General features: G+C 73.3%; 14 protein-coding genes. 2 read left to right on the plus strand and 12 right to left on the minus strand.

Annotated features, from left to right (window positions below):
• Positions 1 to 57: 57 nt before the first annotated feature.
• The 6 genes from ACZ607_RS06600 to ACZ607_RS06625 form a co-directional block, all read right to left on the minus strand.
• On the minus strand, positions 58 to 1341 hold the full coding sequence (locus ACZ607_RS06600; RefSeq protein ID WP_469732401.1) for an aspartate aminotransferase family protein: 1284 nt from the start codon (positions 1339 to 1341) through the stop codon (positions 58 to 60).
• Entirely contained in the window at positions 1338 to 2180 is an 843-nt protein-coding gene (locus ACZ607_RS06605) for a nitrilase-related carbon-nitrogen hydrolase (protein WP_469732403.1), read from the minus strand. Before ACZ607_RS06605 ends, ACZ607_RS06600 begins: the two co-directional genes overlap by 4 nt.
• 137 nt (positions 2181 to 2317) lie before the next feature.
• Complete coding sequence (locus ACZ607_RS06610; RefSeq protein ID WP_469732405.1) at positions 2318 to 3346, minus strand: serine hydrolase domain-containing protein; 1029 nt, start codon at positions 3344 to 3346, stop codon at positions 2318 to 2320.
• Positions 3347 to 3350: 4 nt separating this feature from the next.
• A complete protein-coding gene (locus ACZ607_RS06615) occupies positions 3351 to 4271 on the minus strand; it encodes a DUF6895 family protein (protein ID WP_469732407.1) in 921 nt (306 codons plus the stop codon).
• A complete protein-coding gene (locus tag ACZ607_RS06620) occupies positions 4268 to 4999 on the minus strand; it encodes a hypothetical protein (RefSeq protein ID WP_469732409.1) in 732 nt (243 codons plus the stop codon). Before ACZ607_RS06620 ends, ACZ607_RS06615 begins: the two co-directional genes overlap by 4 nt.
• Complete coding sequence (locus tag ACZ607_RS06625; RefSeq protein ID WP_099175108.1) at positions 4996 to 5178, minus strand: hypothetical protein; 183 nt, start codon at positions 5176 to 5178, stop codon at positions 4996 to 4998. The genes ACZ607_RS06620 and ACZ607_RS06625 overlap by 4 nt, the downstream gene beginning before the upstream one ends.
• A 243-nt stretch (positions 5179 to 5421) precedes the next feature.
• On the opposite strand from ACZ607_RS06625, the gene ACZ607_RS06630 reads away from it, so the two are divergent.
• Positions 5422 to 6477, plus strand: a complete 1056-nt coding sequence (locus ACZ607_RS06630; protein ID WP_469732411.1) for an aldo/keto reductase — start codon at positions 5422 to 5424, stop codon at positions 6475 to 6477.
• A gap of 85 nt (positions 6478 to 6562) precedes the next feature.
• On the opposite strand, the gene ACZ607_RS06635 is transcribed toward ACZ607_RS06630, so the two are convergent.
• The 3 genes from ACZ607_RS06635 to ACZ607_RS06645 all read right to left on the minus strand — a co-directional run bounded on the left by ACZ607_RS06635 (position 6563) and on the right by ACZ607_RS06645 (position 8748).
• Entirely contained in the window at positions 6563 to 7915 is a 1353-nt protein-coding gene (locus ACZ607_RS06635; RefSeq protein WP_469732413.1) for a hypothetical protein, read from the minus strand.
• A gap of 133 nt (positions 7916 to 8048) precedes the next feature.
• The gene (locus ACZ607_RS06640) at positions 8049 to 8429 is read right to left on the minus strand and encodes a PPOX class F420-dependent oxidoreductase (protein ID WP_469732415.1); all 381 of its coding nucleotides are present in this window, start codon (positions 8427 to 8429) and stop codon (positions 8049 to 8051) included.
• 19 nt (positions 8430 to 8448) lie between these two features.
• Positions 8449 to 8748 carry a helix-turn-helix domain-containing protein gene (locus ACZ607_RS06645; RefSeq protein ID WP_469732417.1) on the minus strand — a complete coding sequence of 100 codons (300 nt, stop codon included), beginning with the start codon at positions 8746 to 8748 and terminating at the stop codon, positions 8449 to 8451.
• 41 nt (positions 8749 to 8789) lie between these two features.
• Here ACZ607_RS06645 and map point away from each other — a divergent pair, with 41 nt between their 5' ends.
• Positions 8790 to 9557: a type I methionyl aminopeptidase gene (map, locus tag ACZ607_RS06650; RefSeq protein WP_469732418.1), complete on the plus strand. Its 768-nt coding sequence runs from the start codon at positions 8790 to 8792 to the stop codon at positions 9555 to 9557.
• A gap of 37 nt (positions 9558 to 9594) precedes the next feature.
• On the opposite strand, the gene ACZ607_RS06655 is transcribed toward map, so the two are convergent.
• The 3 genes from ACZ607_RS06655 to ACZ607_RS06665 all read right to left on the minus strand — a co-directional run bounded on the left by ACZ607_RS06655 (position 9595) and on the right by ACZ607_RS06665 (position 13436).
• Entirely contained in the window at positions 9595 to 10269 is a 675-nt protein-coding gene (locus tag ACZ607_RS06655) for a glycoside hydrolase family 75 protein (protein WP_469732420.1), read from the minus strand.
• Positions 10270 to 10437: 168 nt separating this feature from the next.
• Complete coding sequence (ggt, locus tag ACZ607_RS06660) at positions 10438 to 12243, minus strand: gamma-glutamyltransferase (protein ID WP_469732422.1); 1806 nt, start codon at positions 12241 to 12243, stop codon at positions 10438 to 10440.
• A 113-nt stretch (positions 12244 to 12356) separates the two neighbouring features.
• Positions 12357 to 13436, minus strand: coding sequence for a C40 family peptidase (locus tag ACZ607_RS06665; protein WP_469732424.1), 1080 nt, complete (start codon positions 13434 to 13436; stop codon positions 12357 to 12359).
• Positions 13437 to 13593 lie beyond the last annotated feature (157 nt).

Below are 13593 nucleotides of genomic sequence, written 5' to 3' on the forward strand. Positions count from 1 at the left end.
GCGTACGGGGACGTGGGCGGGTCCCGCGGCGGGGCGGGCCGCCGCGGGGCCCGGCGCTCAGGTGGCCGCGTGCAGCGCCTCGCCCAGGATCTCCGCGCCTTCCTCGGCCTCGGCGACGGTGAGCGACAGGGGCGGCGCGATCCGCAGGACGCTGGTGTCGTGGCCGCCGCCCTTCCCGATGAGCAGCCCGCCCGCGCGGGCCGCTTCGAGTACGGCGGCGGCGGCCTCCGGGTCGGCCTCGTCGGTGCCGGGCTTCACCAGCTCGATGCCGATCATGAGCCCGCGGCCGCGCACCTCCCGTACGGCCGGGAAGCCCGCCCCGATCGCGCGGAGCCGTTCGACGAGCAGGCCGCCGACCCGCCGGGCGTTGCCCTGGAGGTCGTGCTCCAGCAGGTACGAGAGGTTGGCGAGCCCGGCGGCCATGGTGACCGGCGATCCGCCGAACGTCGAGATGGAGTTGGCGTCCAGGCAGTTCATGACGTCGGCGCGGGCGACGACCCCGCCGATGGACATGCCGTTGCCGATGCCCTTGGCGAAGGTGAGGATGTCCGGCGGTCCGCTGCCGGCGTGTGCCTGCCAGCCCCAGAAGTGGTCGCCGGTGCGTCCCCAGCCGGTCTGCACCTCGTCGGAGATCCACAGGATGCCGTGCCGGTCGAGGACCTCGCGGAAGGCCGCGTACAGCCCGTCGGGGGGTGAGGTGAAGCCGCCGACCCCCTGGACGGGTTCGGCGATCAGCGCCGCGGGGTTCCGGGTGTGTCCGAGCAGGTCCTCCAGGTCGGCCACGCAGGCCTTGATGAACCGTTCGTCGCTCAGTTCGGCGTACGGTCCCCTGCTCCGGACCCCGCCATGGACGTAGAGCGTCTGGAGGGGCGACAGGCTGGTGGGCGACCAGGACCTGTTGCCCGTGATGGACACGGCCGAGAACGACCTGCCGTGGTAGCTGTTGCGCATCGCCAGGATCTGGTTGGAGCCGCGGTAGGCGGTGGCGAGCAGCAGGGCGGCGTCGTTGGCCTCGGTGCCCGAGGTGGTGAAGAAGACCCGGGCGTCGGGGATGCCGGAGAGCGTGGCGACCCGTTCGGCGAGCTCGACCATCGGGCGGTTGAGGTAGAGGGTCGAGGAGTGGATGAGCCGGCCGGCCTGCTCGGAGACGGCCTTGGTCACCTCGGGCAGGGCGTGCGCGGTCATCGTGGTGAGGATGCCGCCGAAGAAGTCGAGGTAGCGGTTGCCGTCCGCGTCCCAGACGTGGCGGCCCTCGCCGTGGGTGAGCTCCAGGGGGTGCCGGTAGTAGAGCGCCAGCCAGGCGGGGCTGACGGCAAGGTGCCGCTCGTGCAGTCCGGTCACGGCTCCACCAGCCCGTCGTACGCGTCGGGCCTGCGGTCCCGGTAGAAGGCCCACTGCTGGCGGACCTGGTCGATCAGCCCGAAGTCCAGGTCGCGTACGACGAGTTCCTCCTCCTTGTCGCTCGCGACGTCGCCGACGAACTGACCGCGGGGGTCGACGAAGTAGCTCGTGCCGTAGAAGTCGTTGTCGCCGTACTCCTCCTGGCCGACGCGGTTGATCGCGGCGACGAAGTACTCGTTGGCGACGGCCGACGCGGGCTGTTCGAGCTGCCACAGATAGCCGGAGAGACCGCGCGAGGTGGCGGACGGGTTGTAGACCAACTGGGCTCCGTTGAGTCCGAGTTGGCGCCAGCCCTCGGGGAAGTGCCGGTCGTAGCAGATGTAGACGCCGACCTTGCCGACGGCGGTGTCGAAGACCGGCCAGCCGGCATTGCCGGGCTTGAAGTAGTACTTCTCCCAGAAGCCCTTGACCTGCGGGATGTGGTGCTTGCGGTACTTGCCGAGGTAGGAGCCGTCGGCGTCGATCACCGCCGCGGTGTTGTAGTAGAAGCCGGACTGTTCGACTTCGAAGACCGGCACGACGATCACCATGCCCGTCTCCCGGGCCAGGTCGGCCATCCGCCGGACCGTGGGCCCGTCCGGGACGGGTTCGGCCCAGCGGTAGTGCTCGGGCTCCTGGACCTGGCAGAAGTAGGGGGCGTTGAACACCTCCTGGAAGCCGATGATCTTCGCGCCCTGGCGGGCGGCCTCACGCGCGTGTTCCTCGTGCTTGGCGATCATGGATTCGGTGTCGCCGGTCCAGGTCGCCTGGACGAGTGCGGCGCGTACGACGTGGGACATGAGCTGCTCCTTCGACGCGGCGTCAGAGAGCCTCTACGTTCTCTACGCCCGTAGACACGGTGCATAGGAGGAGAACGTAAGCCCCGTCACACAGCGGGGCAAGACCATCGCCGTGAACCGGCGGAGTCGATCATGTTTCATACCCGAGCGGTCCACACCGTCGCGGAGGGCGCGGAGTCCAGTTCGCGCAGTGCCCCGTACGCGGACTGCGTGAAGGGGGCGAGCGGGGTGGGGGCCGTGTTCGTGAGGGCCACGAGGCCGGTGCCCGAGCCGGGGAGGAAGCCGGCGAAGGCGGTGAAGCCGCGGGTGCCGCCGGAGTGGTGGAGCAGCGCGCCGCCCGGGCGCGGACGGAGGTTCCAGATCAGGCAGAGCCGGGATCCGGTGCGCGGGACGCTCAGCCGGGGCCGCTGCACCTCGGTGAGCGCGGTGCGCAGCGCCGGGCCGGGGACGGTGTCCGGGTCCAGGAGGGCGGTCAGGACGCGCAACAGGTCCCGGGCGCTGGACCGTACGGCACCGGCCGCGGTCAGCCCGGGCATCAGCAGGGCGGGACGCGGGCGGCCGTGCCAATGTCCGGTGGTCTGGGGGCGGTTGGGGTCGCAGTCCGTGTCGGTGAGGCCGAGGGGGCCGGTGACGCGGTCGGCCAGCAGCGCGGGGTAGTCGCTCCCGGTGCCGCCGGCGGCCCTGGCGAGCACGTGGCCCAGCAGGCCCCCGCCGAAGTTGGAGTAGAGGACCCGGGTGCCGGGCCGGTTCCGCAGCCGGGTGCGGCGCAGCGAGGCCAGCAGGTCGTCCTCGGAGAATTCGGCGTACGGATTGCTGAACCATCCGCCGCGTACGGCCCGGCCGAGCAGTCCCGGGGGCAGCCGGGGCAGCCCGGAGGTGTGGGTGGCGAGGTGGAGGAGGGTGAGCGGGGGCCCGGGGAGCCGGAAGGGCAGATAGCGGTCGGCGCGGTCGCCGTAGCCGACCTCGCCCCGGGCGGCCAGTTCGGCGAGCAGCAGTGCGGTGAAGGTCTTCGTCAGCGAGCCCGTCTCGAACCGGGTGCTCTCCCCCACCGGGCCGCGGCAGAGCACCGTACGTTCGGCGCCGCGCACCGCCGCGACCGCGGCCGCCGGCCCCGGGGCCGATGCCAGGAGGGGCCGGAGCGGAACGGTCAGCGGCGGCCGCGTCACCTGCTCACCGCTGCCCCGCCGCCCGGGCGAGCGCCACGGATCCGGCGACGGCCGCGACGACCACCGTGTGCTGGTGGTCCGTGAAGCGCCGCTGGGGGTCGTCGTCCACCGGGTCGCTGTCCCGGGGCACGAGTCCGTCCTCGTGCTGGAGGGCGGCGACGGCCTCCCAGTCCTCCGTACGGCAGTAGGGGTTCTCGATCGAGGCGCCCACGACGAGCAGTTCCGTGACGAGGTCCCACTGCCCCACCTCGCGCCAGACGTCGATCCAGACGGGGAGCCAGGTGCGTACGTAGTCGGCGAGTTCGGGCGGCAGTCCGCCCGGGTTGCCGCCCCAGTCGGTGAGGTGGAAGACGGTGTGGGTCACCGCGTAGGCCGTGATCCAGTTGATGGCCCACGGCTCCGGCCGCGCGCCGAGCCAGGTGGCCGCGGCCAGCGCGTTCAGGTCCTCCGCCTGGTCCAGGCCCACGACCCGGGCGGCGTTGGCGACGGCGAGCCGCCGGTTCGGCAGGACCTCGACGCTGCTCACCGACCGCATGCGCGACCGGTGGACGAGGAGGCGGTCCAGCGCCTCGTGGCGGTAGCCGCAGCGGACGAAGGGGGCGTACATCTCCAGCGGGTCCGTCATCAGGGTGTGGCGGAGCTGGCGCTCGTAGATCATGTCGCCCTGCCTGAACTGCTCCCAGGTGAAGTCCATCAGGCTCTGGGCGGCGGCCAGCCGGCCGGGGCCCGCGACACCGTCGCGCAGGATCAGGGAGGCCGCGAGGGTGGTCTCCCCCAGGGGCTTGTAGACGCTGTCGGGGTCGGCCATGGTCTCGGTCGTGCCCGGCGGCAGCCCGCCGAGGTTCCGGTTGGCGTGCAGCCACGACAGCGCCCGGTCGGCCATGCTGCGGGCCGCCCGGGTGACCGGCTCGGGGATCGTCGTCATGGGCGTGCCGCCTCCTTGGGAGCCGTACGGGGCGGCAGTTCGAGGAAGTGCCGGGCGATCGCCAGGTCCAGGGCGGCACGCGGGCCCGCCCCGCCCACCAGCCATACGTGCTCGGCGGCGACGTCCGGGTCCAGGGGCAGTTCCGCGCCGTCGTACCGCAGCCGGGCCAGCCAGCGGACGAGGCGCACGGCGGTGGGGAAGTCGCGGCGCAGGATCGAGCGGCTGACGCCGCGGCTCAGCGCCAAGGCCCCCTGGCGGGCGGCCTCGTGGACCGGGCCGTCGAGGCCGAGCGTGGCGAGGGGGGCGAGTTGGGCCATCCTCACGGACCAGGCGCTCCAGTCGGCGGCGTCACCGGGCGCGACGTCGTCGGCCGGTACGGGGGCGAGGGCGCGCAGCGCCTCGTCCCCGGAGATCCGGGCGAGCAGGACCGCGGTGGCGTGGTCGCGCAGGGCGACCGCCGCCTCCTCCGGTGCGTCGGACGCGGGGAAGGCGTCGAAGGCCTTGGCCACGACGGCGGTGTCCTGCGCCGGGAAGGGATGGCCCGCCAGGAGATGGGGGCTGAAGACGTCGGCCCCCAGCACACGGACGGCCGCCAGGGCCGCGAGGGTGTCGGGGGCGTCGTCGGCGTACCGGGCCAGCTGCACAGCGCCCCCGGTGCCGTCGAGGGCACCGAGGACACTGACTGCCAGGGCGTCGGCCGCCTCGGCGAACGCGGAGTGGGAACTCACTTGCCCCGGGGCTCCTTCGGCTCCTTGGGAGACAGGAGGAGGAGGGCGAGCAGGAAGCCCGCGGCCTCGGGGGTGTAGAGCGGAGCGTCGCTGACGGCCGCCTCGGGCTCCGCCATGAGGGCACTCAGCGTGGTGGTCTGGGCCGGTGTCGCAGTGAGGGTGATCTCCTGGGTGAGCATGGTGCCTCCACATCACTGGGGGGACATGTACCACTTGTGTGGTTATGCCTCGAACGACGATAAAGGGTGTCAGGGGATTTATCTCCCCAACCCCGTGCGGACCGGCGACATGCATGGACCACAGAGGGCGCACGGCGGCGAGGCGCGTCCGGGACGGCATCGGTGCACACGCGGGGACCGGCCCTTGCCTTCGAGCCCACTCCAGCTCGTAGCCTCCGTGCAGCGACGACCGAAGGGGATCTTGTGCGGTACACACTGTTCGGCAGGACGGGGCTGCGGGTCAGCGAACTGGCCCTGGGGGCCATGACGCTCGGCAGCCACGAGTCCGGGCCGGAGGCGGTCGGCAGGACCAGCGGGCGCATCCTCGACGCCTATCTGGAGGCGGGCGGCAACTTCGTCGACACCGCCGACATCTACGGCGGCGGCTCCTCGGAATCGGTGCTGGGCGGACTGCTCGGCGACCGCCGGGAGAACCTCGTCCTCGCCAGCAAGTACTCCTGCGCGACCGACCCGGACGACCTGAACGCGGCCGGGAACCACCGCAAGAACCTCGTACGGGCGGTGGAGGCGAGCCTGCGGCGGCTGCGCACCGACCGGCTCGACGTCCTGTGGGTGCACGCGCGGGACCACTTCACCCCGGTGGAGGAGGTCATGCGGGCGCTCGACGACCTCGTCCGCGCGGGGAAGGTGCTCTACATCGGGGTGTCGGACTGGCCCGCCTGGGAGATCGCCCAGGCCTGCACGCTCGCCGAGCTGCGCGGCTGGACCGCCTTCGCGGGCTCGCAGCTGCGCTACAGCCTGCTGGAGCGCACCCCTGAGCGTGAACTCCTCCCTCAGGCGTACGGGTTCGACCAGGCGGTCTTCGCCTGGAGCCCCCTCGCGCGCGGCCGGCTGACGGGGAAGCACCTCGATGCGGCCGCTCCCCCGGACGGCACGGCCGACGAGGCGGAGCGCCGTGAGTACGCGACGGTGCGCGCGGTGGTGGAGATCGCGGACCGGGGCGGCTGGACCCCGGCGCAGGTCGCGCTCGCCTGGCTGCGCGGGCGGCCGGGCAACATCGTCCCCATCATCGGCGCCTCCACGGAGAGCCAGCTGACGGACAACCTGGCCTGCCTGGAGGCGGAGCTCGACGCGGAGGCCGTCGAGCGGCTGGACCGGGTGAGCGCGGTGCCCCTCGGCTTCCCGCACGACTTCCTGCGCGAGCCCGCCGTCATGGAAACGGTGTACGGGGCGCGCCGGGCGGCCATCGACGACCGCCGCGCCGGCCATCGCCGCACGGCCCACGGGTCGCCCTTCTAGCCGTCCGACCAGCCGTACGACGCCGGGGGGCGCCCTTCTAGCCGTACGACGCGGGGGCGCCTTTCCGGGACGTACGCGCCCGCTCCTACGGTGTGGCGATGCCCGCCACCCGCAGCGCGTGGACCACGTCCCACTCCCGTGCCGCCGACACCTCGCGTGCCGCGGCGAGCAGCCGGGGGACGAGGTGGCGCGGCCCGCCCTCGGCGACGCGCGCCGCGTCCTGCGGGGTCCGTACGCGCACGAACGCGCCCAGCAGCGCACGGGCCTCCGGCTCCCACCCCGCCTGTTCGAGGGCGACCACGGCCTCGGCGATCTCGCCGGCGGGCCGGACCACCCCCTGCCGCAGCAGCTGTCCGCAGTCGTCGGCGTGCCCGGCGACGGCCAGCGCGCCCGCGGCGGCGGCCAGCCCGGCGGGCGGCAGCGAGGCCACCTCCCAGAGCAGGGTCGCCCAGTCGGCGTCCAGGCCGGCTCCGTGCAGGGTGACGGCGAGGACCGGCAGGTGCCCGGCGGGCCAGGCGGCGGCCTCGCAGAGCACGGCGTGCGCCTCGCCGCTGCGGCCCTCCGCGCGCAGCCGTACGAGCTGTGCGACGGCGTCCTCGGCGGCCCGGAGTGCGGCGGGGTCGGGTTCCTCGCGGGCCGGGTGCGTGCCCGTCCCGGCGGGGGCGCCGCTGAAGCGTGCCCCGCGCGGGGCGGAGGCGGTGGGCGCGGGGGCGGGAAGCTCGGGGACCCGCGAGGCGACCGGCGCGGACTCCGCGCCGTCCTCGATGTCCAGCCCGGCGAAGCGCGCCCCGCGCGGCTTCCCGCGCTTCTTCGCGGGGGCGGGCGCGGTCTCCGGGACGAATGCGCCGGCGTGCGCCCCCTCGGTGCGGGGCGCGTGAACCGTGGGTGCGCCGCCCCGGTCAGGAGTGTTCGCGTCCTCCTGCTCCCGGAACCAGCTGTCGGGCACGGTCCTCTCCACGGCCGCGAGCCGGTTGCGGAGCTCCGCGCAGCGGGCCGTGGCGCGGGCGTGGTCGTCGCGCGCCCAGGCGAGCGCCTCGGTCTCCCCGTCCCGCGCGGCCGCCCCCTCCGCACCGGCCGCGCGCATCCTGCGGGCGGCGTACGCCTGTTCCCGGAGCATCACGCCGAGCCGGTCCACGAGGGCCTGCCGGCCGCCCGGGCGCCTGTCGTACGCGGCGGCCGACGCGGCGCACAGCGCGGCGGCCCGTACGGACTCCTGCGCGGCGAACGCGGTGCCGCGCACCGCGGCGAGGTCCTGGAGCAGCGACTCGACCACGTCCCAGGGCGGGACCTCGGAACCGTCGAAGCAGGCGCGCATGCCCTCGGGGTCCCGCGCGCGGAAGACCCCGTACCAGCCCTGCCCGGGATCGAGCAGGTCGGCCAGTTCTCGTAGGTACTGTGCGAACGCCTCTACTTCCACCGCGTGCTGATGCACTGTCACCGCCGCCCTCACCGGTCGCCCGGGCTGGAACATTCCAGTCCGCCGGGCATTCGACCGCGGGCGTGTTACGGGTGGACTACGCGCGCTTTTCCGGCACGGTGCGTCCGGAGCGCGGCACGGGCGGCGCGCCCCGTCAGAGGGTGACGGCGATCCCCGTGTGGGGGCGCATGCCGAGCCGTACGACCATGGCGGGCCAGTCCAGGAGCCAGAACTTCCAGGTGTACTTGCGGGCCAGCACCTTGCGCACCGCCCTGGTCCCGTCCTCGTCGAGCAGGAGCGCGGTGCCGTCCGCGCTCGGCGCGCCCTCGGCGATCCGGCCCCGGACATCGCAGACGGTGACGCGGACGCGGCTGTCGTTGCGCAGCCGCTTGACCTTCCAGGAGTCGGACCGGGTCCAGACGTACAGCACCCCGTCGTCCGCCGCGGCCCAGACGGGCGTGGCGACGGGTGTGCCGTCCTTCCGGTAGGTGGTCAGGCTGACGTATTCACTGCGGGCGAAGTCCTGGAGAGTCACGGCCGTGACCCTACTCGGCCTAAGCCGTGAGGGGCAGTGCCCCCGGTTCCGGCAGCGGCCCCGGGACCGGTCCTGGCACCGGTGCGCAGTGGGCGAGCAGCTCGTCCATCGACAGCCCGAGGGCTCCCGCCAGCGCGGCGACCGTGAAGAAGGCGGGGGTGGGGGCCCGGCCCGTCTCGATCTTGCGGAGCGTCTCGGCCGAGATTCCGGCGCTCGCCGCGACCGCGACCATGCTGCGTCCGCCGCGCGCCGCACGCAGCAGTTCGCCGAGCCGCTCGCCGCGTCGGCGCTCTTCGGGGGTCAGGGGATTCCGTACCATGCCGTCATTCTAATACCGGATCAACCGGTATAGTAATTGGCATGGTGCAACTCAAGACAGATTCATCCATCGAGGCGATGCGCGACACCGGACGGGTCGTGGCCCAGCTGCTCACCGCCGTCAGGGAGGCCGCCGCGGTCGGCGTGTCCCTCCTGGAGCTCGACGACGTGGCGCGTGAGGTCCTGCGCGACGCCGGTGCCGGATCGCCCTTCCTGAACTACAAGCCGCACTTCGCCCCCACCCCGTTCCCCGCGGTCATCTGCGCGTCCGTCAACGACGCGATCGTGCACGGCATCCCGACCGGCTACCGGCTCCGCGACGGGGACCTGGTGAGCATCGACGCGGGCGCGGTCCTGAACGGCTGGGCCGGTGACTCGGCGATCAGCTTCACCGTCGGCCGGGCCCGCGCCGCGGACACCAGGCTGATCGACACGGCGTACGCCGCCCTGGACGCGGGCATCGCGGCGGCGGTCGTGGGCAACCGGATCGGCGACATCGCCCACGCCATCGGCACGGTGTGCCGGGGCGCCGGTTACGGCATCCCGGAGGGGTTCGGCGGCCACGGCATCGGCCGGCAGATGCACGAGGACCCGGGAGTCCCCAACGAGGGGCGGCCGGGCCGGGGGATGCCGCTGCGGCACGGGCTGGTGCTGGCCATCGAGCCGATGCTGATCGCGGGCGGCGGCGACGTGTTCCACCCGGACCGGGACGGCTGGACCCTCCGTACGGACGACGGCAGCCGGGCCGCCCACGCCGAACACACGGTGGCCGTCACGGACAGCGGCCCCCGGATCCTGACCGCGCTCTGACCGCGCTCCGACCGCGCGGAAGGGCCGGAGAGCCGGCTCAGCCCTGGTCCACGAACTTCCGGGCCAGCGCCTCGCCTTCGGTGACGGCCGCCCCGGCGCTCTCGATCGGGGTCACCTCGGAGTTCTTGAACAGGATGTACGTGACTCCGGACGCGGCCCCGCCGGTCCTCGGGTCGGGGTCGATGCCGAGCGCCACCGCGGCGGCGTACGACGCCTCCCCGATGATCCCGGTGGGGCCGGTGTCGCCGACGACGGCGTAGCGGACCTTGCCGTCGTGGATCACGGCGGCCACCCCGCCCCCGCGGATGCCCGACTTCCGGTAGTCCCAGAGCGGGCCCGGTCCCGGCACGACCACGTACGGCAGCCGGGCGGCGTCCAGGTGTGTGCCGGCCGACGTCTGGAACGCCGTCTGCGACTGGAAGGACGGGTCCGTCCTGCTGTTGCAGGCCTTGGTGATCCGGCCGTCGCAGTCGATGTCCATGTCCGCCTCCCAGAACACGGCTCCCCGCGTCCCGCACACCGGCACCTTCGCCGGGCCCCCTTCGTCCGTCCGGTACTTCCCCGTGGAGATCCGGTCGCAGCTCTTCACCCGGGCCAGCAGCTCGGCGGCGCTCACCGGATCCTTGCCGGTTCCGCCGGCGTCGTCGGCCACGGCGGGAAAGGCGGTGGCGGCGAGCAGGGCGGCGCCGGAGACGACGGAGAGGGCGTGCATGCGCGTGAGCACCGTGGGGGACGCCTTTCGCTGGACGCGAAGGACCCGGTGGGCCCTTCCTGGCCCGGGCGGCCGGGACATCCCCGCCGCCCGTCACGGCCTCGGGGCCGGCACGCCGCGACTCGGCGCGGCGTGCCGGCCCCGAGGTCCACTGCTACCGCCGACCGGTCATGGACGCCCGCCCGGCTGCACCACCATGGCCGAGCCGCCGCCCCGCCGCACCTTTTCCGCGGCCGCGAGCCAGCGCCCGTCCGGAAGCCGCTGGACACCGGTGGCAGCCCCGATCTCCGGGTTCGCCTTGAACACATGGCCGATGGCCTCGAGCTCGCCCCGGACCGGGCTGTCCCACAGTCCGGGCTCGATCTCGGTCGTGGCCGCGTTCCGCTGGCTGGCGCGGGGCGCGGCGATCGCGTCGACCAGCGGCAGCCCACGGTCCAGGTGGCCGGTGAGCGACTGCAGGACGGTGGTGATGATCGTGGCACCGCCCGGCGATCCCAGGGCCAGCACGGGCTTTCCGTGCTCCAGCACGATGGTCGGCGAGATCGACGAGCGCGGACGCTTGGACGGCCCGGGCAGGTTCGGGTCGTGCACCGCGGGGTCGGCCGGTGCGAACGAGAAGTCGGTCAGCTCGTTGTTGAGCAGGAATCCCCGCCCCGGCACGGTGATCCCGCTGCCGCCCGTCGACTCGATCGTCAGGGTGTACGCGACGACGTTGCCCCACTTGTCGGCGGTCGTCAGGTGCGTCGTGTTCTCGCCCTCGTACGTCGTCGGGGCCGCCTTCCCGCCGGTCGCGCAGCGGGTGGGGTGACGCGGGTCGCCCGGTGCGAGCGGGCTGGTGAGGACCGCGTCGTCCTTGATGAGGCACTCGCGCGCATCGGCGAAGCGCTGACTCAGCAGCTCACGCGTGGGCACGTCCTCGAACGCCGGATCACCGACCCAGCGGCCCCGGTCGGCGAACGCGATCCTGCTCGCCTCGATGAGGCGGTGCAGGTACTGCGTCTCGCTCACCTTCGAAAGGTCCGTCGACTCCAGGATGTTGAGGGCCTCGCCCACGCTGGTGCCCCCCGAGGAGGACGGCGCGATCCCGTACACGTCGAGGCCCCGGTAGCCGGTCCTCGTCGGGGCCTGGCGCAGTGCGCGGTACGCCTTCAGGTCGGCGGTCGTCAGGTCCCCCGGGCGCACGGTGCGCGTCGCCTCCGGGTCCACGGGCGGCTTCCGTACGGTCGACACGATGTCCCGGGCCAGGCTGCCCCGGTACAGCTCGTCGACGCCTTCACGCCCCAGGGTCCGGTACGTACGGGCGAGATCGGGGTTCTTGAACACCGAGCCGGTCACCGGCGGCTTCCCGCCGGGCAGGAAGAGTTCGGCGGTCGCGGGGAAGTCGGCGAACCGCGCCTGGTTGGCGGCGGTCTGGGAGCGGAAGGTCTCGTCCACGACGAAGCCGTCGCGGGCCAGCCGCTCGGCCGGTTCCAGCAGCCGCCCGAGTGGCTTGGTCCCCCAGGCGTCGAGCACCTTCTCCCAGGTGGCGGGGGTGCCGGGGGTCCCCACTCCGAGTCCGCTGGTGACGGCCTCCTCGAAGGGGAGCGGCTTCCCGTTCTCCAGGAAGAGCGAGGAGTCCGCGCTGCGCGGGGCCGTCTCTCGGCCGTCGACCGTCTGGACCCGGCCCGTCCTGGCGTCGTAGTGGACGAAGTACCCGCCGCCGCCGATGCCGGCCGAGTACGGCTCGGTGACACCCAGCGCGGCGGCGGTCGCGACGGCCGCGTCAACGGCGTTGCCGCCCTTGCGGAGTACCTCGATGCCGGCCGCCGAGGCATCCGCGTCGACACTCGACACCGCTCCCCCGTACCCCACCGCCACCGGTGACTTGGGAGGCGGGACGGGTGGCGCAGAGGCCGCGGGCGTCGCGGCACCGAGCGTGCCGATGACGGCGATCACGATTGAGAACGACACATTCCGGCTGACGGAATGACGCATCCGTACCTCCAGTGCAGGATCGTCCGCGCAGGGTAACGCCGCATCACCCGTACCGTCAGGACCGCCTCGGCCGGCGACGGAATCCGTGCGGCCGGCCCGCACCTGAGGGCACGTCAGATGCGCACCGCGGCCTCGTAGCTGCCGACGGTGCTCATCGACTCGTAGCGGACGTTCGTGCCGGGGTACGGGGCGTGCAGCACGGTGTTGTTGCCCGCGTAGAGCCCCACGTGCGAGGTGTTGCTGAAGAAGACGAGGTCACCCGGCTTCAACTGGCTGCGGGCGATGCGGGTGCCCTGGTTGATCTGGGTGTAGGTGGTGCGGCTGATCTGGGCACCCGCCTGGGCGTACGCCCACTGGGTCAGGCCCGAGCAGTCGAAGGAGTCGGGGCCGGTGGCGGCGCGGACGTACGGCTTGCCCACCCGGGTGCTCGCGGCCTGGAGGGCGGCGGCGCCGAGCGCGGACGCCGGGGCCTCGTTGCCGAGGTCGACCTGCTCGCCGGTGCCGCCCCCGCCGTTGCCGCCCCCGCCGTTGCCGAGCGCGACCCGCTCCCCGGCGGCGCGGCTGGCGCGCTGCTCGTCCTCGGCCATCTTGGCGCGCTCGGCGGCGGTGAGGGTGTTCAGCAGCTTCTGGGCCTCGGCGAGCTTGCCCTGGAACTTCGTCTTGCTCTTGCCGAGGGTCTCGCGGACCTCGGCGAGATCGGTGAGCTTGCCCTGCGCCTCCTTGCGCTGCTGCGCGAGGGTCCGCTGCTTCGCCTGGATCTTCCGCAGCGACTCGGCCTGCTTGGCCGTCAGCTGGTCGAGCGCGGAGGCCTGGTCGAGGAAGCTGTCCGGGTCCGAGGAGAGCAGCAGCTGGATCGAGGGGTCGAGGCCGCCGGAGCGGTACTGCGCCGTCGCGAGTGAACCGAGCTCGGCGCGCAGGGTGTTGAGCTCGTCCTGGCCGCGGGCGACCTTGTCCTGGAGCGCGTCGGTCTGCTTCTTGAGCTTGTCCTGCTGCTCCTTGGCGCCGTTGTACCGCTCCGTGGCCTCCTCGGCCTCGTGGTAGAGCTTGTCGACCTTCGCCTTGACCTCGTCCTTGGTCGGCTTGGGGTCGGCGTGGGCGGCCTGGGAGGTCAGGGCCACGGCTGCGGCGGCGGTCGCGGTGAGCACGGTCACGCGGGCGCGGCTCGGCTGTTTGGGACGACGGTGGGACGCCATGGAGGCGGGCTCCTCTTCCTCGAGCCGCCTACCGGGCTGTGGGGGGACGCGAGCGGTTCCCCGGCTCCGTGGACGTCACGGAATCGGCGGTTCCTTCGCTGCCGTCCCGGGTGGACGATCGTTCGTGCGAAGGTTCGAGGCCTGACTCTAGTAACCG

It is taken from the genome of Streptomyces sp. NPDC104381, assembly GCF_055583745.1.

Coding starts and splice junctions, on each gene's coding strand:
- ACZ607_RS06615 (WP_469732407.1), bottom strand. CDS start 4,271: ATGACGACGATCCCCGAGCCGGTCACCCGGGCGGCCCGCAGCATGGCC.
- ACZ607_RS06665 (WP_469732424.1), bottom strand. CDS start 13,436: ATGGCGTCCCACCGTCGTCCCAAACAGCCGAGCCGCGCCCGCGTGACC.
- ggt (WP_469732422.1), bottom strand. CDS start 12,243: ATGCGTCATTCCGTCAGCCGGAATGTGTCGTTCTCAATCGTGATCGCC.
- ACZ607_RS06625 (WP_099175108.1), bottom strand. CDS start 5,178: ATGCTCACCCAGGAGATCACCCTCACTGCGACACCGGCCCAGACCACC.
- map (WP_469732418.1), top strand. CDS start 8,790: ATGGTGCAACTCAAGACAGATTCATCCATCGAGGCGATGCGCGACACC.
- ACZ607_RS06605 (WP_469732403.1), bottom strand. CDS start 2,180: ATGTCCCACGTCGTACGCGCCGCACTCGTCCAGGCGACCTGGACCGGC.
- ACZ607_RS06645 (WP_469732417.1), bottom strand. CDS start 8,748: ATGGTACGGAATCCCCTGACCCCCGAAGAGCGCCGACGCGGCGAGCGG.
- ACZ607_RS06655 (WP_469732420.1), bottom strand. CDS start 10,269: ATGCACGCCCTCTCCGTCGTCTCCGGCGCCGCCCTGCTCGCCGCCACC.